20 protein-coding genes are annotated in these 20,932 nt (G+C 68.2%); 9 read left to right on the top strand and 11 right to left on the bottom strand.

From position 1 onward, the window contains the following. Positions 1–82: 82 nt before the first annotated feature. The 4 genes from accC to G369_RS0125005 form a co-directional block, all read right to left on the bottom strand. On the bottom strand, positions 83–1,432 hold the full coding sequence (accC, locus tag G369_RS0125020; protein WP_019656790.1) for an acetyl-CoA carboxylase biotin carboxylase subunit: 1,350 nt from the start codon (positions 1,430–1,432) through the stop codon (positions 83–85). Positions 1,433–1,434: 2 nt separating this feature from the next. Continuing rightward, positions 1,435–1,908 (bottom strand): acetyl-CoA carboxylase biotin carboxyl carrier protein, encoded by a 474-nt coding sequence (gene accB, locus G369_RS0125015; RefSeq protein WP_019656789.1) that lies wholly within the window; start codon positions 1,906–1,908, stop codon positions 1,435–1,437. 100 nt (positions 1,909–2,008) lie between these two features. Further along, complete coding sequence (locus tag G369_RS0125010) at positions 2,009–2,563, bottom strand: TlpA family protein disulfide reductase (RefSeq protein WP_019656788.1); 555 nt, start codon at positions 2,561–2,563, stop codon at positions 2,009–2,011. Further along, positions 2,564–3,160, bottom strand: coding sequence for a hypothetical protein (locus tag G369_RS0125005; protein ID WP_019656787.1), 597 nt, complete (start codon positions 3,158–3,160; stop codon positions 2,564–2,566). It abuts the gene before it with no gap. 111 nt (positions 3,161–3,271) lie between these two features. Between G369_RS0125005 and mpl the strand changes: the two genes are divergently transcribed. After that, entirely contained in the window at positions 3,272–4,675 is a 1,404-nt protein-coding gene (gene mpl, locus G369_RS0125000) for a UDP-N-acetylmuramate:L-alanyl-gamma-D-glutamyl-meso-diaminopimelate ligase (RefSeq protein ID WP_019656786.1), read from the top strand. A gap of 5 nt (positions 4,676–4,680) precedes the next feature. Continuing rightward, positions 4,681–5,190, top strand: coding sequence for a cupin domain-containing protein (locus G369_RS0124995; protein WP_026346606.1), 510 nt, complete (start codon positions 4,681–4,683; stop codon positions 5,188–5,190). Positions 5,191–5,197: 7 nt separating this feature from the next. Here the strand turns inward: G369_RS0124995 and G369_RS0124990 are convergent, their stop codons facing one another. The 6 genes from G369_RS0124990 to G369_RS0124965 form a co-directional block, all read right to left on the bottom strand. After that, entirely contained in the window at positions 5,198–6,316 is a 1,119-nt protein-coding gene (locus tag G369_RS0124990; protein ID WP_019656784.1) for a 3-deoxy-7-phosphoheptulonate synthase, read from the bottom strand. Between the two features lie 237 nt (positions 6,317–6,553). Further along, a complete protein-coding gene (locus tag G369_RS0124985; protein WP_019656783.1) occupies positions 6,554–7,096 on the bottom strand; it encodes a hypothetical protein in 543 nt (180 codons plus the stop codon). Positions 7,097–7,176: 80 nt separating this feature from the next. Beyond that, positions 7,177–8,637 (bottom strand): metalloprotease TldD, encoded by a 1,461-nt coding sequence (gene tldD, locus G369_RS0124980; RefSeq protein ID WP_019656782.1) that lies wholly within the window; start codon positions 8,635–8,637, stop codon positions 7,177–7,179. Positions 8,638–8,760: 123 nt separating this feature from the next. Further along, on the bottom strand, positions 8,761–9,915 hold the full coding sequence (rodA, locus tag G369_RS0124975; protein ID WP_019656781.1) for a rod shape-determining protein RodA: 1,155 nt from the start codon (positions 9,913–9,915) through the stop codon (positions 8,761–8,763). A gap of 32 nt (positions 9,916–9,947) precedes the next feature. Beyond that, positions 9,948–11,816 (bottom strand): sensor histidine kinase, encoded by a 1,869-nt coding sequence (locus tag G369_RS0124970; protein ID WP_019656780.1) that lies wholly within the window; start codon positions 11,814–11,816, stop codon positions 9,948–9,950. Positions 11,817–11,822: 6 nt separating this feature from the next. Continuing rightward, entirely contained in the window at positions 11,823–12,569 is a 747-nt protein-coding gene (locus tag G369_RS0124965; RefSeq protein ID WP_019656779.1) for a response regulator transcription factor, read from the bottom strand. Between the two features lie 385 nt (positions 12,570–12,954). On the opposite strand from G369_RS0124965, the gene G369_RS0124960 reads away from it, so the two are divergent. The 5 genes from G369_RS0124960 to G369_RS0124940 all read left to right on the top strand — a co-directional run bounded on the left by G369_RS0124960 (position 12,955) and on the right by G369_RS0124940 (position 18,426). Then, positions 12,955–13,548, top strand: coding sequence for a YqiA/YcfP family alpha/beta fold hydrolase (locus G369_RS0124960; RefSeq protein ID WP_019656778.1), 594 nt, complete (start codon positions 12,955–12,957; stop codon positions 13,546–13,548). A 236-nt stretch (positions 13,549–13,784) separates the two neighbouring features. Beyond that, the gene (locus G369_RS0124955) at positions 13,785–15,854 is read left to right on the top strand and encodes a ribonuclease catalytic domain-containing protein (protein ID WP_019656777.1); all 2,070 of its coding nucleotides are present in this window, start codon (positions 13,785–13,787) and stop codon (positions 15,852–15,854) included. Between the two features lie 49 nt (positions 15,855–15,903). After that, entirely contained in the window at positions 15,904–16,761 is an 858-nt protein-coding gene (locus G369_RS0124950) for an energy transducer TonB (RefSeq protein WP_019656776.1), read from the top strand. Positions 16,762–16,831: 70 nt separating this feature from the next. Beyond that, the gene (gene aroE, locus G369_RS0124945) at positions 16,832–17,686 is read left to right on the top strand and encodes a shikimate dehydrogenase (RefSeq protein ID WP_019656775.1); all 855 of its coding nucleotides are present in this window, start codon (positions 16,832–16,834) and stop codon (positions 17,684–17,686) included. Then, complete coding sequence (locus G369_RS0124940; RefSeq protein WP_019656774.1) at positions 17,683–18,426, top strand: transglycosylase domain-containing protein; 744 nt, start codon at positions 17,683–17,685, stop codon at positions 18,424–18,426. The genes aroE and G369_RS0124940 overlap by 4 nt, the downstream gene beginning before the upstream one ends. Here the strand turns inward: G369_RS0124940 and G369_RS0124935 are convergent. Continuing rightward, on the bottom strand, positions 18,392–18,820 hold the full coding sequence (locus G369_RS0124935; protein ID WP_019656773.1) for a ribosomal maturation YjgA family protein: 429 nt from the start codon (positions 18,818–18,820) through the stop codon (positions 18,392–18,394). The two genes, G369_RS0124940 and G369_RS0124935, sit on opposite strands and share 35 nt — an antisense overlap. Here G369_RS0124935 and G369_RS0124930 point away from each other — a divergent pair, their 5' ends adjacent. Both G369_RS0124930 and G369_RS0124925 read left to right on the top strand, forming a co-directional pair. Next, positions 18,821–19,714 carry a lysophospholipid acyltransferase family protein gene (locus G369_RS0124930; RefSeq protein ID WP_019656772.1) on the top strand — a complete coding sequence of 298 codons (894 nt, stop codon included), beginning with the start codon at positions 18,821–18,823 and terminating at the stop codon, positions 19,712–19,714. It begins immediately after the preceding gene. Positions 19,715–19,721: 7 nt separating this feature from the next. Next, complete coding sequence (locus G369_RS0124925) at positions 19,722–20,711, top strand: phosphatidate cytidylyltransferase (protein WP_019656771.1); 990 nt, start codon at positions 19,722–19,724, stop codon at positions 20,709–20,711. Positions 20,712–20,932 lie beyond the last annotated feature (221 nt).

Below are 20,932 nucleotides of genomic sequence, written 5' to 3'. Positions count from 1 at the left end.
ACCGGCTTTGCCGGGCCTCCGGTGTTGCCCCCGGCGAGGGGGTTGGCGAAGCGACACGAAGTGCGCGGAGCCTGGGGGGTGTTCATCGTTTGTGCGCGGCGAGCCACTCTTCCAGATAGTGGATGTTCGTGCCCCCGCTCATGAACTTGGCGTCGACCATCAGCTCGCGGTGCAGCGGGATGTTGGTCTGGATGCCTTCGATCACCGTCTCGTTCAGCGCCGTGCGCATGCGGGCCATGGCCTGCTCGCGCGTGTCGCCGTAGACGATGATCTTGCCGATCATCGAGTCGTAGTTCGGTGGCACGAAGTAGTTGGTGTACGCATGCGAGTCGACGCGCACGCCCGGGCCGCCCGGCGGGTGCCACATGGTGATGCGGCCCGGCGAGGGAATGAACTTCCAGGCGTCTTCCGCGTTGATGCGGCATTCGATCGCGTGGCCGTGCATCTGGATCTGGCGCTGCGTGAACGGCAGCTTCTCGCCGGCGGCGACCATGATCTGCGTCTTGACGATGTCGATGCCGGTGGTGAACTCGGTCACCGGGTGCTCCACCTGCACGCGCGTGTTCATCTCGATGAAGTAGAACTCGCCGTTCTCGTAGAGGAACTCGAAGGTGCCGGCGCCGCGATAGCCGATCTTCTTGCAGGCCGCGGCGCAGCGTTCGCCGATCTTCTCGATCAGCTTGCGCGGAATGCCGGGCGCGGGCGATTCCTCGATCACCTTCTGGTGGCGGCGCTGCATGGAGCAGTCGCGCTCGCCGAGATAGACGGCGTTCTTGTGCTTGTCGGCAAGCACCTGGATCTCGATGTGGCGCGGGTTCTGGAGGAACTTCTCCATGTACACGGCCGGATTGTTGAAGGCCGCCTGGGCTTCCGCCTTCGTCATCTGGATCGCGTTGACCAGCGCCGCCTCGGTGTGCACCACGCGCATGCCGCGGCCACCGCCGCCGCCGGCCGCCTTGATGATGACGGGGTAGCCGATGGCGCGCGCGATGCGCTTGTTGGTGGCGGCGTCGTCCGAGAGCTCACCCTCCGAGCCGGGCACGCAGGGCACGCCGGCCTTGATCATCGCCTGCTTGGCCGACACCTTGTCGCCCATGGTGCGGATGTTGTCGGGCGTCGGGCCGATGAACTGGAAGCCGCTTTGCTCCACGCGCTCGGCGAAGTTGGCGTTCTCGCTCAGGAAGCCGTAGCCGGGGTGGATCGCCTCGGCGTCCGTCACCTCGGCCGCCGAGATGATCGCCGGCATGTTGAGGTAGCTCTGCGCGGAGGGGGCCGGCCCGATGCAGACGGCTTCCTCGGCGAGCTTGATGTACTTGGCGTCGCGGTCGGCCTCGGAATAGACCATCACGGCCTTGATGCCGAGCTCGCTGCAGGCGCGCTGAATCCGGAGGGCGATCTCCCCCCGGTTTGCAACCAGGATCTTCTTGAACATGCTTACTCGATGATGAACAGCGGCTGTCCGTATTCGACCGCCTGGCCGTTTTCGCCGAGGATCTGGGTGATGGTGCCGGACTTGTCGGCCTCGATTTCGTTGAGGATCTTCATCGCCTCGATGATGCAGAGGGTGTCGCCCTCGTTGACCTTGCTGCCGACCTCGACGAACGCCGCAGCGCCCGGGCTCGACGAACGGTAGAAGGTACCGACCATCGGCGACTTCACCGCGTGGCCCGCAGGAGCGGCCTCGGCGGCCGGTGCTGCCGCCGCGGCAGGAGCCGCTGCAGCGCCCGCGCCGGCGGCCGGTGCTGCGGCAGCGGCCTGGGGCGCGGCCAGGGTTTGCACATACTGCACCGGGGCGGCGCCGCCGCCCTTGACGATGCGAACCTTGCCTTCGGTTTCGGTGATTTCCAGTTCGGAAATATTCGATTCGGACACCAGATCGATCAGTGTCTTGAGTTTGCGCAGATCCATGGGACTCCAGTGCCGGCTGTGCCGGTCTTCAGGATATAACTTGTTCGAAAATCGTTGATTTTCGGCGTTCGGCGTCTAACGCCAGCGTAAGGAACTGATTCTAACCATGAACCAGTTCACGCCGCCAAGTCTCCAGGTCGGTCGCTTCGAGCTTGCCCATTTTACGGGCAGCCACCGATCCGTCCGAATCCAGCACCAGCGTGAAGGGAAGCCCACCGCCCGTATTGCCGAGGTTCTTGACCAGTTCGGTACCCTGCAGACCGGCCAGGCCCGTGGGATAGGTGACCGGCGTGCGCTGCAGGAACTTGCGGACAGCGCTGGGCTGATCGATGGCCAATCCAACCACTTGCCAGCCATTCGCTCCATTTTGACGAAAGAAGGCGTCGATCATGGGCATTTCCTCGACGCAGGGCGGACACCACGTCGCCCAGAAGTTCAGCAGCAGCGGCTTGCCGTGCAGGCTCGACAGAACGAGATCACCGCCCTCCGGGCGCTCGAAGCTCTGCGCCCAGAAGGCCGCATCTAGCAGCTCCTTGCCGCCGGCACCGCTGCCGGCGCTTCGCTCCTTCCACCAGGCACCGCCGAGCCCGGCGGCCGCAGCCGCGGCCGCCACGCCGGCATAGAGCATGCCGCGTCGGGTGGGCGAAGAAGTCATTCACTTGTCCTTTTCTCGTTCAATCAGTCGACGCAATGCAGGCAGATCGCCGCGCGGCACGCGCCCCTGGGCATCGGGCTTGAGGGCGCCGCGCAGGTCGTCGAGGTCATACACCAGCAGGTGCACGCCGATCTCCTCCCCGAGCAGGCGGCTGGGTGCATGCACGCTCAGGGCCTCGACCTGCTCGCCGTGGAAGCCGGTCACCATGCGCGGCTCGTAGTCCACGTGATGATCGATCAGCGCTATCTCCGCCGATTTGGAATCATCACAGAACAACTGGATGTAAATATCCGACAGTCGCGTCGCCGTTCCGTGCCACACGGCACCACCCACATGGGGCCGGAAGACGGCCATCCGCTCCATCCATTCGAGCGCGAGCATGCGCAATGCATGCAATTCCTGCGGCTGAGTGTCGGCGCAGAAGAGTTCGATGTACTCGCGGACCTCGGCCTCGACCTCGTCGTTGTTCGGCAGCGCAGTGCGCGTCGAGAGGCCCAGGTCGCGCAATGCCCGGCGCTTGGCCGGGCCGTACTCGAGCCCCTCCTCCACGACGAGGCGGGCTGCTGCGGCGGCGATTTCGCGCTTGGACGTGTCCATCGGGGCATTTTGCCCGCAGTGGGCGCCCCTCACATGAACATCAGTACGGCGCACGGGACAAACGCGCAGCCCGGCCGAGGGCCGCCTGCACCGCTTACCTAGAATCGACCGATGCACATTCATATCCTGGGTATCTGCGGCACTTTCATGGGCGGAGTGGCCGCCCTCGCGCGCGAAGCCGGCCATCGGGTCACTGGCTGCGACGCCGGCGTGTACCCCCCGATGAGCGACCAGTTGCGCGCCCTCGGCATCGACCTGATCGAAGGCTTCGGCGCCGACCAGCTCTCCCTCGCCCCCGACATGTTCGTGGTCGGCAACGTGGTGTCCCGCACGCGGCTGGCCGACGGGAGCCCCAAGTTTCCGCTGATGGAGGCCATTCTCGACGCCGGCAAGCCCTACACCAGCGGTCCGCAGTGGCTGGCCGAGAACGTTCTGCTGGGCCGCCATGTGCTGGCGGTGGCCGGCACCCACGGCAAGACGACGACCACCTCGATGCTCGCCTGGATCCTTGAAAAAGGCGGCAAGGCCCCCGGCTTCCTGGTCGGCGGCGTGCCGCTGGACTTCGGCGTCTCGGCCCGGCTGGGCGACGGCCCCGCCTTCGTGATCGAGGCCGACGAGTACGACACGGCCTTCTTCGACAAGCGCAGCAAGTTCGTGCACTACCGGCCGCGCACCGCTGTGCTGAACAACCTGGAGTTCGATCACGCGGACATCTTCGACGACCTCGCCGCCATCGAACGCCAGTTTCACCACCTCGTGCGCACAGTGCCCGGCACAGGCCGGCTGGTGGTGAACGCCACCGAGGAAAGCCTGCAGCGCGTGCTGGCCCGGGGCTGCTGGAGCGAGCTCGCGCGCTTCGGCTCCGGCGGCGAATGGCAGGCCCGCGGCACGCACGACGCCTTCGACGTGCTGCTGCGCGGCGAGACGGTCGGCCGAGTCGAATGGGAACTCTCCGGCCTGCACAACCAGATGAATGCGCTGGCAGCCATCGCCGCGGCCGAACATGTGGGCGTGGCGCCGGCCGATGCGGCGCGGGCGCTCGGCAGTTTCCGCAATGTGCGCCGGCGCATGGAACTGCGCGGCACGGTCGAGCGCGACGGCGGCGCGATCACGGTCTACGACGACTTCGCCCACCACCCGACCGCAATCCGCACCACGCTCGACGGCCTGCGCAAGAAGCTGGACGACGCCGGCCGGCAAAGTGAGCGCATCCTCGCCGCCTTCGAGCCGCGCAGCAACACGATGAAGCTGGGCGTCATGGCGGCGCAGCTGCCGTGGAGCCTGGAATCGGCCGACCTGTCGTTCTGCCACACGGCCGGACTGGACTGGGACGTGGCCGCCGCGCTCGCGCCGATGGGTGAGCGCGCGCAGGTCGCCGGGGCCATCGAGCCGCTGGTGAAGCAGGTCGTCGCCGCGGCCCGGCCGGGCGATCACATCGTCTGCATGAGCAACGGCGGCTTCGGCGGCGTGCACGACAAACTGCTTGCCGCCCTGCGCACGACGGCGGCATCATGACCGCCATGTCCGCCGCCCGTGCCCGCGAACTGATCGAGACGCTGAAGCTGCAGCCGCACCCCGAAGGCGGCTGGTACGGCGAGGTGTTCCGCTCCGCGTCGAGCGTCACCCCGGCCGACGGGCGTCCGCCGCGCAGCGCGCTGACCAGCATCTACTACCTGCTCGAGGCGGGCCAGCATTCGCGCTGGCACCGGGTGCTGTCCGACGAAGTCTGGGTGCACCTTGAAGGCGTGCCGCTCGCGCTGTGGACCTGCGACGCCGCGATGCGGACCGCGCCGGCCCACACGCGACTGGGCCCGGTCGACATCCACGGCACTCGCCCGCAGCACGTGGTGCCCGCCGGCCAGTGGCAGGCGGCGCAGCCGATCCAGAGCCACAGTTCGGGCGACTACACGCTGGTCGCCTGCATGGTCGGCCCGGGCTTCGATTTCGCCGATTTTTCCCTGGTGCCGTCCGACAGCGACGAGGCTGCGTCGATGCGGCACCACTGGCCCGACCTGGCCGGATTGCTCTAGCGCCTGCTCAGCCCCGGCGGCGCTTGACCGCTTGCGAGAGCGTGTCCAGCACCTGCACCGAGTCTTCCCAGCCCAGGCAGGCGTCGGTGATGCTCTTGCCGTATTCGAGGCCCGCGAGCTGGTCCTTGCCGGGCGTGAACTTCTGGGCGCCCGACTGCAGGTGGCTCTCGACCATCACGCCGAAGACGCGCTTGGAGCCGTCCGCGATCTGCGCGGCGATGTCCTTCGCCACGTCGATCTGCTTCTGGTGCTGCTTGGAGCTGTTGGCGTGGCTGCAGTCGACCATCAGCGTAGGCGGCAGCTTGGCGGCCTCCAGGTCCTTGCAGGCGGCCTCGACGCTGGCTGCGTCGTAGTTGGGCGCCTTGCCGCCGCGCAGGATCACGTGGCAGTCGCGGTTGCCGTTGGTCTGCACGATCGCGACCTGGCCGTTCTTGTGCACCGAGAGGAAGTGATGGCCGCGCGCAGCCGCCTGGATGGCGTCGGTGGCGATGCGGATGTTGCCGTCCGTGCCGTTCTTGAAGCCGATGGGCGCCGACAGGCCCGAGGCCAGCTCGCGGTGCACCTGGCTTTCGGTGGTGCGCGCGCCGATGGCGCCCCAGGAGATCAGGTCGCCGATGTACTGCGGCGAGATCACGTCGAGGAACTCGCTGCCCGCCGGCAGGCCCATGCGGTTGATGTCGATCAGCAACTGGCGTGCGATGCGAAGGCCCTCGTCGATGCGGAAGCTCTCGTCCAGGTACGGGTCGTTGATGAGGCCCTTCCAGCCGACCGTGGTGCGCGGCTTCTCGAAATACACGCGCATCACGATCTCCAGCGTGCCGGCGTACTTCTCGCGCTCGGCCTTGAGGCGGCGTGCGTATTCGAGCGCTGCGGCCGGGTCGTGGATCGAGCACGGGCCCATGATCACCAGCAGCCGGTCGTCCTTGCCGGCCATGATGTTGTGGATGCGCTGGCGGGTGTCCTCGATCAGCGTCTCGACCGCGGTGCCGCGGATGGGGAAGAAGCGGATGAGGTGTTCGGGAGGCGGGAGCACGTTGATGTCCTTGATGCGTTCGTCGTCGGTCTTGCTGGTTTTTTCGACGCGCGCATACCAGCTCTCGCTGGCGGTGGGGATGTTCGTGCTCATGGTGCTTCTTCCTTTTGTGCTGGAGTGGGAATCGAGAGGCCAAGAAAAAACCGCCGGGGCTTGGGGCCACCGGCGGTTCTGGGAGGGTATTCGTGTGTGCTTTTTACGCGCTCGCCTCTCGTCCGCCGGAAACCGGGAACCAAAAGTAGGCAAAAAAGTAGGCGCGGACAGCGGACATGGGTTAGCAATGTAGCACGGAAAAGCAAAACCCGGTCAAGCGACCGGGCCTGCTGTTGTTTACCGGTAGCCCGATTCGTTGGGGTTGTGGATGATCCAGATCAGGTTGCCGGAAGAGAAATCTCCCATGCCGCCGCCCGCGAAGATCAGGCGTCCCTGGCCCTTGTAGGTCATCTCGAAGCGATGGCGGTCGCTGCCGAAATAGAAGGGAATGAAGGCCTTGCCGGTTACATATGCGCCCTGGTCCGTCGGCGGTCCGGCGAGGTCGGTGACCTGTTTGGCGCTCATGCCGATCTGCAGCCGCGCGAACTTGCTGTTGCGGGCCGGGTTGCCGGTGATCTCGCCTTCGTAGCCGTTCAGGCCCTTCACGGTGCGGCCGCTGCCGGCCTCGACCTTGGACGAGTCGACCACGTTGCCCTGGGCGTCCATGCCCGGCTTGGCGCCGCCGCGCGCCGCGGGTGCCGGAGCAGCTGCGGCAGGTGCGGGCGCCGCTGCGGGCTGGCTACCCGACGATCCGCCGCGGGATGCGCAACCGGCAGTGGCCAGCGCCACCACGGCGGTCACGGCCCACAGAACGGCGGGCGAGTTGATCCTGTTCCCCATCGAGATGCTCCTTGATTCGTTGTCGGCAAAAGGAGCGCAGCTTAGCAACCGGAGGAAACAGCCGACAAGTGCCGAAAGTCCTAAGCCGTTCCACCTACAGTCAGGCCGTCGATGCGCAGGGTGGGCTGGCCCACGCCCACGGGCACGCTCTGGCCTTCCTTGCCGCAGGTGCCCACGCCCGAGTCGAGCGCCATGTCGTTGCCGATCATGGTCACGCGGGTGAGTGCGTCGGGGCCGTTGCCCACGATGGTCGCGCCCTTCACCGGGTACTGGATCTTGCCGTTCTCGACCCAGTAGGCCTCGCTGGCAGAGAACACGAACTTGCCGCTGGTGATGTCGACCTGGCCGCCGCCGAAGTTGGTGGCGTACAGGCCCTTCTTGATGCTGGCGACGATCTCGTCGGGCTCCTTGTCGCCGCCGAGCATGTAGGTGTTGGTCATGCGCGGCATCGGCACATGGGCGTAGCTTTCGCGGCGGCCGTTGCCGGTCGGCTTGACCTTCATGAGGCGCGCGTTGAGCGCGTCCTGGATGTAGCCCTTGAGGATGCCGTCCTCGATCAGCACGTTGCGCTGGCTGGCATTGCCCTCGTCGTCGACGTTGAGCGAGCCGCGGCGGTCGGCGATGGTGCCGTCGTCGAGCACCGTCACGCCCTTGGCCGCCACGCGCTGGCCGATGCGGCCCGAGAACGCGCTCGAGCCCTTGCGGTTGAAGTCGCCCTCCAGCCCGTGGCCGATGGCTTCGTGCAGCAGGATGCCGGGCCAGCCGGAGCCGAGCACCACGGTCATTTCGCCGGCCGGGGCCGGGCGCGCCTCGAGGTTGGTCAGCGCCGCCTTCACGGCATGGTCGACGTACTCGGCGATCTGCTCGTCGGAGAAGTACGCCAGGCCGAAGCGCCCGCCGCCACCGCCGGAGCCGATCTCGCGGCGGCCGTTCTGCTCGGCGATCACCGTGACCGACAGGCGCACCAGAGGCCGCACATCGGCGGCGAGCGTGCCGTCGGCGCGGGCCACGAGCACCACGTCGTATTCGCTGGCCAGCCCCGCCATCACCTGCGCCACGCGCGGGTCGCGCGAGCGCGCGAGCTTCTCGACCTTCTCGAGCAACTTCACCTTGGCGGTGCTGTCGAGCGTGGCGATGGGGTCGATGCCCTCGTAGAGCGAGCGGCTGGAGGCGATCTTGCGGGGCGCCGTCTTCACCTTGCCGGCGCGGCCTGCGGAAGAGATGGAGCGCACGGTGCGCGCCGCGTCGAGCAGCGAGGCCTCGGAAATGTCGTCGGAATAGGCGAAGGCGGTCTTCTCGCCGCTCACCGCGCGCACGCCGACGCCCTGGTCGATGCTGAAGCTGCCGGTCTTGACGATGCCCTCCTCGAGGCTCCAGCCTTCGCTGCGGGTGTACTGGAAGTACAGGTCGGCGTCGTCCACCCGGTGCGCGGTGATCTCGGCCAGGGCCTTGCCCAGGTGCGATTCGTCGAGGCCGAACGGCGCGAGAAGGAGCTGTTGCGCCGTGGCGAGGCGCTCGATGGTGGGTTCGCGGGAGATCATTTCGGGATTCTATGGCCCGCCCCCAGGCTGCGCGCACTCCGTGTCGCTTCGCCACGCCCGTGCCGGGGCCAACGCCAGGGGCCCGGCAAAGCCGGTTCGGTTCCCCGGTGTTCGTTGCCTGGCTCAGTTCTGGGCCAGCTTCCTCGCCCTGGCGATCGACATCAGGATCCCCAGACCCAGCCCCAGCGTCACCATAGCCGTGCCGCCGTAGCTGATGAAGGGCAGCGGCACGCCCACCACCGGCAGGATGCCGCTGACCATGCCCATGTTCACGAAGGCGTAGGTGAAGAAGATCATCGTCATGGCGCCCGCCAGCAGGCGCGAGAACAGCGTGCCCGCGTTGGCCGCGATCACCAGCCCCCGGAAGATCAGCAGGATGAAGGCCGAGATCAGCGCCAGGTTGCCCATGAGCCCGAATTCCTCGGAATAGGCCGCGAAGATGAAGTCGGTGGTGCGCTCGGGGATGAATTCGAGGTGCGTCTGCGTGCCCTGCATGAAACCCTTGCCGCCCACGCCGCCCGAGCCGATGGCGATCATTCCCTGGATGATGTGGAAGCCCTTGCCCAGCGGGTCCTTGGTGGGGTCGAGCAGCGTGCACACGCGCTGCTTCTGGTAGTCGTGCAGCACGCGCCAGTCGACGCCGTCGGCGCACAGCCGCGACTCGAAGCTCACGATCAGCGTGATGGCCACTGCTCCGATCACCACGGGCGGCACGATCAGCTTCCAGGGCAGCCCGGCGAAGAAGATCACCGACAGCCCCGCCGCCAGCACCAGCAGCGAAGTGCCCAGGTCGGGCTGCTTCATGATGAGCCCCACCGGCACCGCCAGCAGCACCGTCGCCACCACGAAGTCGAGCGGCCGCAGCTGGCCCTCGCGCCGCTGGAACCACCAGGCCAGCATCAGCGGCATGGCGATCTTCAGGATCTCGCTGGGCTGGATCACCACGCCCACGTTGATCCAGCGCTGGGCGCCCTTCTTTGTGATGCCGAAGAGCGCCACCGCCACCAGCAGCGCCACGCCCATGGTGTAGAGCGGCACCGCCGCCAGCATCAGCCGCTGCGGCGGCACCTGCGCCACCACGAACATGATGAAGCCGGCCAGCAGCATGTTGCGGCCGTGGTCGACGAAGCGGGTTCCGTGGTCGTAGCCCGATGAATACATCGTGAGCAGCCCGGCGAAGGCGAGCAGCAGCACGGCAAAGGCCAGGAAGCCGTCGAAGCCCTGGAAGATGGGCGCAATTCGACGCGCCAGGGAGGGCTGATTGAACACGGCGGACATGAGGGCGGATTATCCCAGCCCCGCCCGGCCCCTCAATCGAATTCGAGCTGAACGACCGTGCGCCCCGGTCGGCTTTCGACCGTCAGGCGCGCGCCGATGGCACCGGAGCGCTCCGCCAGCGAGCGGGGCATGTGCTTGGCGGCGTCGAAACCCTTGCCGTTGTCGATCACCCGCAATTGCACCGTCTTGCCCTTCATGCCGGCCTCGAAGCGCAGCACGGTGGCCTCGGCGTGCCGCAGCACGTTGGAGATCGATTCGAACAGCAGGAACTGCAGCTGCCGCATGCCGTGCGCGTCCAGCCCTGCCACCGGCTCCACCTCGTCCACCGCCCATTCGAACTCGATGCCCGAGGACGCCAGCCTGGGCTCCAGCCGGTAGCGCGCCGCCGCGAGCAGCGCGCCCACGTCGCCCGGCGGCAGGTGGATGGAATCGATCTGCAGCTTGAGCTGGTCGAGCGAATCGCGCAGGGTGCGCAGCAGGTCGCCCGAGCTGCTCTGGCCCGACTGCAGCTGGCGGATGGCCGAGCTGATGTGCGAGCCCACGCCGTCGTGCATCTCGCGCAGGATGCGCTCGCGCTCGTGGGTGCGCGCCTGGACCTGCGCCGCGGCCTCCAGCTCGGCGTAGGTCGCAGCCAGTTCGCGCTCGCGCTGCGCCACCCGCTCGGCCAGGGCGGCAACCGAGCCCCGCGCCTGCAGGGCCGCAGCGCGGAAGCGCCGCAGCACGATCAGGAGCAGCACCGCGCCGAAGAACACCGACGAATAGCTCACCCAGGTGGTCTCGCCGTAGGCGTCGCTCAGGCGGACCACCAGCCAGTCGCGCGCGGCGAAGGCCAGCGTGAGCAGCGCAGCGCCGGCCATCAGCAGGCGGTCGTCGTTCGGGTGGCGCAGCGTGGCCAAGGCGAAGGCGCCGACGAAAGCGGCGACGAGCACCAGCTCCACCGCGAGCCAGCCGGTGAACCACGCAGGCTCGTCCCGCTGCAGAGACAGCGTGCTGAACAGCACCGTTCCCACCACCACGCCGGCCACCGGCCAGCGCACCCAGCGGTGGCGCTGCTCGTTCGCCCAGCCGGCGAGGTGGTAGACGAACATCATGGAGGCGGCCGCCCAGCCGGCATAGGAGGCGGCCATCAGCACGCCCCACGGCCCCCAGGACAGCGGCGGCTCGGCGACCAGCCCGTCGGCCATCCGCACCGCCCAGGAGAACTCGGCCAGCGCGGCCCAGAGATAGATGCCCACGCGCCGCGGCACGCCGCCCGCGTCGACGTCGACGTCGAGCTGCGTGAGCCACAGCGCCAGCGCGATGCCGCCCACGATCAGGCTGAAGGCCATCAGCAGCACCGAGCCGATGAAGCGCCACGCGTTGGCGCCCTCGAAGAGCTCGCTGCGCACCGTCGCGGCCGGCCCGATCACCACCTGCGACAGCCCCGCGAGGCGGGCGGTGTCGGCATGCAGGCGGATCTGCAGCAGGTTGTCGCCCTTGCGCAGCAGCTTGCCGGGCACGGGGACGTAGATCGGCGCCTTGGCATAGTCGGCGTCGTTGCTGCGCTTCATGTCGCCGTAGGTCTGCAGCAGCGTGTCGTTGAGCTGCACCTCGAAGACATTGCCCACGCGCGGGATGAAGATGCCCCAGGGCACCTCGGGCTCGGCCTCGAGCGTGAATGGCAGGTCGAAGCTGGCGGTGCCGGGGCGGCCGTTGTGCTGCCGGTCCCAGTGGTAGGACAGCTCGACGGGCTCGGTGCGCGCGACGCCATCGATCGTGGTCGTCACCGTGCCCTGGCGCAGTTCGATCGGCACCTCGGCAGCGAACGCGCCCGAAACGCCGAACAGGCCACAAACGCCTGCGATGCCCATCAGGAGCATCGCCAGCCACGACATCACCAGCGACACCCGGTTCGGCCGCATCTGCGCTCAGCCCGGATGAGACAGCAGGCCGAGACGCGTCGCCTCGAAGACCGCCTCGCTCTTGGAATGCACCGCGAGCTTTCCGTAGAGATTCTTGATGTGGGTCTGGACCGTGTGAACGCTCAGGCCCTTGAGACGGGCGATCTCGGCATAGGAGAAACCGCGCGCGATCAGCGTCAGAACCTCGTGCTCGCGCACCGAGAGCAGGCCGCGGTCGGCCTCCTCGGCCGCTGCCTCGGGCGCGGCGCCCGGCGCTGCGCCGGCGGGTGCGGCCGTCTGCAGGCTGCGGTACTTGGCAAGCACGCGCCGCGCGATCATGGGCGAGATCGGCGAGGCGCCGGCCTTCATCTCGACGATGGTCTGCGCGATGTCCTCGGGCGCGGCATCCTTGTGGATGTAGCCCACGGCGCCGGCCTCGATGCTGGCGAGGACGTTTTCCTCGTCGCCGAAGACCGACACCACCAGCGGCTCGCAGCCCGGAAAGCGCGCGACGGCCTCGCGGATCACGTCGAGGCCGGTGCCGTCGGGCATGCCGAGGTCGACCAGCAACACATCGGGAATGGTGGTCGTGCGCGAGAGCCAGCCCAGCGCTTCCTGCACGGTACCCGCGCTGCCGAGCCAGAAAAGCCGCGGGCTGCGCTGCACGCTCGCCTCGAAAAAGGCGCGCGCGCGACTGTCGTCCTCGACCACGAGCACGCCCCAGCGGCGTAGCGACGTGTCGTCCTGAGCCTCAATGTTCATTCCTCCAAGCATAAGCCTCGGCGGGCACGGGGTATCCGCGCGTACCTCCCCCGTTCATGGGATATCTGCGAGAACAGGCTTTGTTCGACACTCGGGCCGCTTTTTTCCGGGCCTGCGGCCGCTGTACCGGATGGACAAGTAAGCGGAACGTAGGCGATTTGCAGCAAGGCGAACTCGACCTGAGTACTTTCGAATTGCAGATGCGCAGCAAGTCCCAGGCGCAGGGAGTTGCGGAACGCCGGTGCGCCCCGGGGGCACGGCAGGCTGCGGCCTGCCGAAGAACCCGACCAGCCGGTTTTTGTGTGCCGGAAGCGGCCTCGCGAGAACAGACCTCATGCAGAATTACCCGTTCCCGACAAGCGAGGCTCCACCGCCGCACTGCCCTCCCTTACCTCGCATGGATCCGCAAACAACCCACCTGCTCTATCTGCACGGCTTCCGCTCTTCGCCTCGTTCGACCAAGGCCCGGATCGTTGCGGACCGCGTCGCGCGGCGACATCCGAACCTGCAATGGTGGTGTCCGCAGCTGCCGCCGTCGCCGCACGACGCCATCGACATGGTGATGAAGGGCATCGCCCACTGGCCGCGCAAGTCGATGGCGGTGATCGGCTCGTCGCTCGGCGGCTACTACGCCACCTACGTCGCCGGCATGACGCGCTGCCGTGCGGTGCTGCTCAATCCGGCCGTGCATCCCGCCCGCGACCTGATGCGCTACATCGGCGACCAGACCGCCTGGCACGATCCGGCGGAGCATTTCTACTTCCGCCCGGAGTACATCCACGAGCTGCGCGCCATGGAAGTCGGCCCGCTGACGCGGCCCGAGCGCGTGTTCGCCATCATCGCCAAGGGTGACGAGGCGCTCGACTGGCACGAGATGTCCGCGCGCTACCCCGACAGCAACATCAAGCTGCTCGAAGGCGGCGACCACGCCCTGTCGGACTTCGAGAAGGCCCACCTCGACGACGTGATGGCCTTCATCAACCCGGTCTGAGCATTCCCCCAGGCTCCGCGCACTTCGTGTCGCTACGCCAGCCCCCCTCCCGGGGGGCGATGCCTGCGGCCCGGCAAAGCCGGTTCCGCGAGGCCTTGGTCTCCCCCCAGGCTCCGCGCACTTCGTGTCGCTACGCCGGCCCCCTCTCCGGGGGGGCGATGCCTGCGGCCCGGCAAAGCCGGTTCCGCGGCATCCCCGGAATGGGGGCGCCGGGTTCAGCGTGGGACAATCGAGGGATGTTTGTATTGTTTGAAGAAGCCGGCAAGTACCTCGGCGGCCGCGTGCTGTCGGAGGCCGAAGCATCGGCGCAGGTCGAGCTCGACACCGGCAAGCGCGTCAAGGTCAAGGGCGCCAACATCGTCCTGCGTTTCGAGAAGCCCTCGCCCGCCGACCTGATCGCCGAGGCTCGCGACCTCGCCGCCGGCATGGACCTCGACCTCGCCTGGGAATTCGCGCCCGAGGGCGAATTCGGCTTCGCCGAGCTGGCCGCCGAGTATTTCAGCGAGAAGCCCTCGCTGGCCCAGCAGGCGGCCGCCCTGTTCGCCCTCTTCGAGGCGCCGCACTACTTCCGCCGCGCCGGCAAGGGGCGCTTCAAGAAGGCACCGGCCGAGATCGTCCAGCAGGCGCTGGCCGCCATCGAGAAGAAGAAGGCCATCCAGGCGCAGATCGCCGAGTGGGCGGCGCAGCTGGCCGAGGGCGTGTGCCCGGCCCCCGTGCGCGAGCAGCTCTACAAGATTCTTTTCCGTCCCGACAAGAACGCCCCCGAATACAAGGCCGTGGTCGAGGCCGCGCGCGCCACGCAGCGCCCGCCGCTCGACCTGCTGGAGCGTGCCGGTGCCATCGATTCGCCCTACCAGTTCCACTGGCGGCGCTTCCTGTTCGAGAACTTCCCCAAGGGCACCGGCTTCCCGGCCCTCGCGGCGCCGGCCATCGCCGACGACCTGCCGCGGGCCGAGGGCGTGCAGGCCTTCTCCATCGACGATTCGCAGACCACCGAGATCGACGACGCGCTCTCGGTGCAGGGCCTGGGCACCGGCACCGTGACGGTCGGCATCCACATCGCCGCGCCGGCGCTGGCGCTGGCGCCGGGCAGCCCGATCGACAACGTGGCGCGTGCGCGCATGTCCACGGTCTACATGCCGGGCTACAAGATCACGATGCTGCCCGACGAGGTGGTCGACACCTACACGCTGCTCGAAGGCGGCGACCGCCCGGCCGTGTCGCTCTATGCGCGCTTCGACGAGGCCACGCTGGAGCTGCAGGGCACCGAGACGAAGCTGGAGCGGGTGCCCATCGCGGCGAACCTGCGCCACGACCAGCTCGACACCGTCGTGACGCAGCAGTGGCTGGAAGACGCCACCTTCAACGCCGACGGCACACCCGAGGCCGCGGCCCGCATGCGCGCGCCCCTGTCGTTCCTGTTCCGCCTCGCGAAGCAGCTGAAGGCGCAGCGCGAGGTGGTGCGCGGCAAGCCCGAGAGCTTCAACCGGCCCGACTACAACTTCCGCCTCGTCGGCAACGACGGCGCCGAGCCCACCGGCAGCGAGCAGGTTCAGATCAGCACCCGCCAGCGCGGCGCGCCGCTCGACCTGATCGTGTCCGAGGCGATGATCCTGGCCAACAGCAGCTGGGGCGGCTGGCTCGGCGAGCTCGGCGTGCCCGCGCTCTACCGCAGCCAGGCCAGCCTCGCGCCCGGCATCAAGGTGCGCATGGGCACGCGCGCGCTGCCGCACGCGGGCCTGGGTGTGAAGAGCTACGCCTGGAGCACCTCGCCGCTGCGCCGCTACACCGACCTGGTGAACCAGTGGCAGATCATCGCGGCCGCGCGCCACGGCAAGACGGCCGCGCTGGCCGCGCCGTTCAAGCCGAAGGACGCCGACCTGTTCTCCATCCTCTCGGGCTTCGACGCGGCCTACACCGCCTACAACGCCTACCAGGGCGGCATGGAGCGTTTCTGGACGCTGAAGTACCTGCAGCAGCAGGGCATCACCGAGCTGGAGGCCACCGTCATCAAGGACATGCCCAACGGCGCGCTGGTGCGTGCCGACACGCTGCCGCTGGTGTTCCCCGTGGCCGGGCAGCAGGAGCGCGGCGCGCGCCTGCGCGTGAAGCTCGGCGAGATCGACGAGATCGCCCTCGACGTGAGCGGCACCGTGCTGGAACGCCTCGATGCACCGAAGGCCGGCGAGGCTGCCGCCGAGGAGGAAGGCGACGACGGGGAAGAAGAAGTGGTTGCGGGCCCGATCGCCATCGCCGTCGACCTGAACGACAGCGAGGCCGCCCCCGAAGAAAAAACGCCAGCATGAACCCCGGCGGATCGTCCGGAGAAGTGCGGCCCCTGGAGGAGTCTAGAGAATGAACTTCAAGGACCTCAGCACGCTGCAGATCGCACTGGGCGTGTCGGTCGTTGTGCACGCCGCGCTGCTCACGGTGCGTTTCGTAGATCCCGAATCCTTCAACAAGGTCTTCAGCGACACGCCGCTGGAGGTCATCCTGGTCAACACCAAGACCAACGACAGGCCTGACCCCGCCGCCCGGCTGCGCGCGCAGACCTCGCTCGCGGGCGGCGGCGACCTCGACAAGGGCCGCGCCACCAGCCCGCTTCCGCCGTCGAGCTTCACCACCGTGGGCGACTCGTTCGAGGACGCGCAGCGCAAGGTCGACGCGATGCAGGCCGAGCAGATGCAGATGCTCACCCAGCTCAAGCGCGACCTGGCCGCGATGCCCGCGCCCGATCCGCGCAACGCCGGCGATCCGGCAGAGGCCAAGGCGCAGGAGGAAAAGCGCCGCCAGATGATCAACCTGCTGGCCGAGATCGAACGCCGCGTGAACGAAGAGAACGCGCGCCCCAAGAAGCGCTACCTCAGCCCCTTCACGCGCGAGGCCGCCTTCGCCACCTACGTCGATTCGCTGCGCCGCCGCGTGGAGGCGCAGGGCACGGCCAACTTCCCGACGCTCGCCGGCAAGAAGCTCTACGGCGAACTCACGATGACCATCACCGTCAACTTCGACGGCCGCCTGCTCTCGACGGTGATCGACGAGAGCTCCGGCCAGCCCGTGCTGGACAAGCGCGCGCAGGCGATCGTCGCGAGCGTGGGCAGTTTCGGCAGCTTCACCGATGCGATGCGCAGGGAGCACGCGGACCAGATCGTGATCCGCCCGCACTTCCGCTTCGCGCACGACGGGTCGGTCGAACTCTCCTCGCAGCAGTAAGAACGGCGCAGCGACAGAACACCGGAACAGCCGCGCAAGACAGCAGGCGCAATCAAGGAAGACAGACACCATGGACCTGTACTGCGTCATGGGCAACCCCGTCGAGCACAGCCGCTCGCCTCGCATCCACGCGCGCTTCGCGCAGCTGTGCGGCCAGCAGATGGGATACGGCCGGCGGCTCGTTCCGCTCGGCGCATTCGCCGAAGGCATCGCGGCCTTCCGCAGCGAGGCCGCCGAGCGCGGCGACATCGCGCGCGGCTGCAACATCACCGTGCCGTTCAAGCTCGAGGCCGCGGCGCTCGCGCAGCACGCCAGCGAGCGCGCCCTGCTCGCGCAGGCGGTGAACACGCTGCGCTTCGAGGCCGACGGCAGCGTCCATGCGGACAACACCGACGGCATCGGCCTGGTCAACGACATCGTGCGCAACGCGGGCGTGCCGCTTCAGGGCAAGGCGCTGCTGCTGATCGGCGCGGGCGGTGCCGCGGCTGGCGTGCTGGGGCCGCTGCTCGATGCGGGCGCCACGCGCGTCGTGGTGGCGAACCGCACCGTCGAGAAGGCCGCGGAGCTTGTGCGCCGCCATGCAGCCATCGCGCTGCGGCACGGCGCCTCGCTGGAGGCCTGGGCGCTCGACGAGATACCGGGGGCCTTCGACGTGGTGGTCAACGCCACCGCTTCAAGCCTCGCGGGCGACGCGGTGCCGGTGAAGGCCAGCGTGCTGCGCGAAGGCGGGCTCGCGGTCGACATGATGTACGGCCCCGCCGCCGCCGGCTTCATGGCCTGGGCCGAGGCGCACGGCGCGGTAGCGCGCGACGGGCTCGGCATGCTGGTCGAGCAGGCGGCGGAGTCCTTCGAGATCTGGCGCGGCGTGCGGCCGCCGTCGGCGCAGGTGCTGGACGAGATCCGGGCCGAGCTGATCAGCAAATGAAGGCCGTACTGCGCCTCATCGCCTGCCTCGCGGTGGCCGGCGTTGCACTGCAGTTGTTCTTCCTGGTGCGCATCGCGGCGATGGCGGTGATCGATCCGCAGAGCACCGCCTTCCAGCGCTCCGAGGCTTTCCAGATCGCCGTTCATCAAGGCCGCGGCGGGGGCTGGCGCCAGGAGTGGGTGCCCTACGCGCAGATCAACGACACGCTCAAGCGCGCGGTGATCGCGAGCGAGGACTCGGGCTTCGTCGACCACAACGGCGTGGAATGGGAGGCCATCGAGCGGGCCCGCCAGCGCAACGCCAAGGCCGAGGAACTCGCCGCCAGGCGTGCCGCGCGTGCCGCCGCACGCGGCAAGCCGGTGCGGCCCGTGCAGCTGCGCGGCGGCTCCACCATCACGCAGCAGCTCGCGAAGAACCTGCTGCTGTCGGGCGAGCGCACCATGCTGCGCAAGGGGCAGGAGCTGGTGCTGGCCACGCTGCTCGAAGTGCTGCTCGACAAGCGGCGCATCCTCGAGATCTACCTCAACAGCGTGGAGTGGGGCGAAGGCGTGTTCGGCGCCGAGGCGGCATCGCAGTACTACTTCCGCAAGCCGGCCTCGCGCCTGAGCGCCAACGAGGCCGCACGGCTCGCGGTGATGCTGCCCAGCCCCAAGTTCTTCGAGCGGCGCCCCGGCTCACCCTACCTGAGCGGGCGCGCCGCCACCGTCATGGCGCGGATGCCCGCGGCCGAGCTGCCCTGACGGATCCGCCGCGCAGGCCCTCGATGGCCAGCACGGCGGCGAAGCCGATGCTGTAGGCCAGCACGTCCCACCAGTCGGCCGTGCTGCCGAGCACGATGCGCAATGCGCGGTTCGGAGTGTGCAGGTGCCATGCCGCAGCGAGGTCCTGCCCGAGCTCGACCGCGAGGCCCACGCCCAGCGCGGCCAACGCCAGCGGCAGCACGCGCGCGCCGATCGCGGTCTTGAACACGAAGTACACCCACACCACTGCCAGCACGTCGCCGAAGAAGCTGCGCAGCCAGCCCCAGCGCGCGCCGACGGTGGCCAGCAGCAGCAGGACGAGAAACAGGGCCACCGCCCACGCCAGTGAAAGAGGATCGAAACGCCATCGCATGACCCGTATCATCGCGCCCATATGCTGGCAAAGCTCACGGGTTGGCTGCTGTTGGGAATCGTCCGACTGCTCACGGGCGCACAGGCGCGCTGGTACGGCTGTCCGCCCAAGGCCGAGCAGCGCATCTACTTCGCGAACCACCAGAGCCACGCCGACCTGGTGATGATCTGGGCGGCGCTGCCGGAGGAACTGCGCAGCATCACGCGGCCCATCGCGGCACGCGACTACTGGGCCAACACGCCGGTCAAGCGCTGGATCACCACCGAGGTGTTCAATGCGGTGTACGTGGAGCGGCAGGCCGCGACGGCACCCGCCATGGCGCCCGCTGTGCCTCCTGCAGCGACAGCATCCGTCGTTGCCGAGCCCCCGTCGCCGGTGCCTGCCACGCCATCCGTCGCACAACCGCCAGCCGAGCGCATCGAGCCCTCGATGGAGCCGCTGCTGCCTCTAGAGTCGCCAGCCGCTCCCGCCGAAACGGCACCCGGTGCGCAGGGCCAGCTCGACCTTCCCGAGCCCCCCGCACCGCCGCCTCCGCCGCTGCCTCCCCCAACACCCGAACCCGCACCTCCTCCTGCAACGGCAGCAACCGCCTCCGATCCACTCGCTCCGCTGGTCGAAGCCCTGCGCAGCGGCGACTCGATCATCATCTTTCCCGAAGGCACGCGCGGCCACACCGGCGAGCCGCAGAAGTTCAAGTCGGGCCTCTACACGCTGGCCAGCATGTTCCCCGAGGTGGTGCTGGTGCCCGCATGGATCGACAACGTGCAGCGCGTCATGCCCAAGGGCGAGATCGTGCCGGTGCCCATTCTTTGCTCCGTCACCTTCGGCGCGCCGATCCGCGTGGAGCCGGGCGAGGAGCGTCGCCCTTTTCTCGACCGGGCGCGCGCCGCCGTGATCGCCCTGCGCGACGTCTGACGACGACATGAACCAGTTCCTGCGCAGCCTCAGCCCGACCCAGCAGGTCGCGGCGCTCTTTCTCATCGTCTTCGGCGTGCTCGCGATCGTGAGCGCCACCGCGTTCTTCCTGAGCTTCAGGGAGAAGCGCAACCCCGTGCACGACGCGGCCTGGCAGGCCGAGCTGGCGCACTTCCGCAAGCTGCTCGGCACGAGCTGGTTCATGGCGCTGGTCTTCTGGATCGGCTGGGCGCTCGGCGAGACGGTGGCCACGGTGCTTTTCGCGCTCATCTCCTTCTTCGCGCTGCGCGAGTTCATCACGCTCTCGCCCACGCGGCGCGGCGACCACCGCAGCCTGATCCTGGCCTTCTTCGTGGTGCTGCCGATCCAGTTCTGGCTGGTGGCCACCGCGCGCTTCGACCTCTTCACCGTGTTCATCCCGGTGTACGTGTTCCTCGCGATCCCGGTGGCCAGCGCGCTGGCCAACGACCCGAGCCAGTTCCTGGAGCGCAACGCCAAGCTGCAGTGGGGCATCATGGTCTGCGTCTACGGCATGAGCCACGTGCCGGCGCTGCTGCTGCTGAGCTTTCCGGGCTACGAGGGCAAGAGCGCGTTCCTCGTGTTCTTCCTGGTGTTCGTGGTGCAGACCTCGGTGCTGGTGCAGCACCTGATCTCGCGGCGCATGCAGCGCGAACCCTTCGCGCCCAACGTGAGCCGCAGCTTCAACTGGACCAGCTGGGCCATCGGCATCGCGGTGGCGAGCCTGGTGGGCGCGCTGTTCTCGTTCATCACGCCCTTCAGGTTCGGACAGGCGCTGGCGGTGTCGGTCATCGCATGCATCTCGGGCTCGATGGGGCACCTGGTGATGAAGGCGCTCAAGCGCGACCGGGGGATTCCGAACTGGGGCCGCAAGGATGCCGGCGTAACGGGGGCGAACGGGCTGCTGGATCGGGTCGATGCGCTGTGCTTCGCGGCGCCGATCTTCTTTCATTCCATCCGCTGGTACTTCAACGCATGACTTTGGCAAACCCCCAGGCTGCGCGCACTTCGTGTCGCTTCGCCAACCCCCTTGCAGGGGGCAATACCGGTGGCCCGGCAAAGCCGGCTCCACGGGGGACTGGCAAACCCCCAGGCTGCGCGCACTTCGTGTCGCTTCGCCAACCCCCTTGCAGGGGGCAATACCGGTGGCCCGGCAAAGCCGGCTCCACGGTATTCCTGGAAGAACCCCTGAGGCTGGTC

Source organism: Variovorax atrisoli 110B, assembly GCF_000382045.1.
In the GTDB taxonomy this organism is placed as follows: domain Bacteria; phylum Pseudomonadota; class Gammaproteobacteria; order Burkholderiales; family Burkholderiaceae_C; genus Variovorax; species Variovorax atrisoli.
Note: the sequence above shows the minus strand (reverse complement) of the source record. Positions and strands in the feature narration are given on the sequence as shown.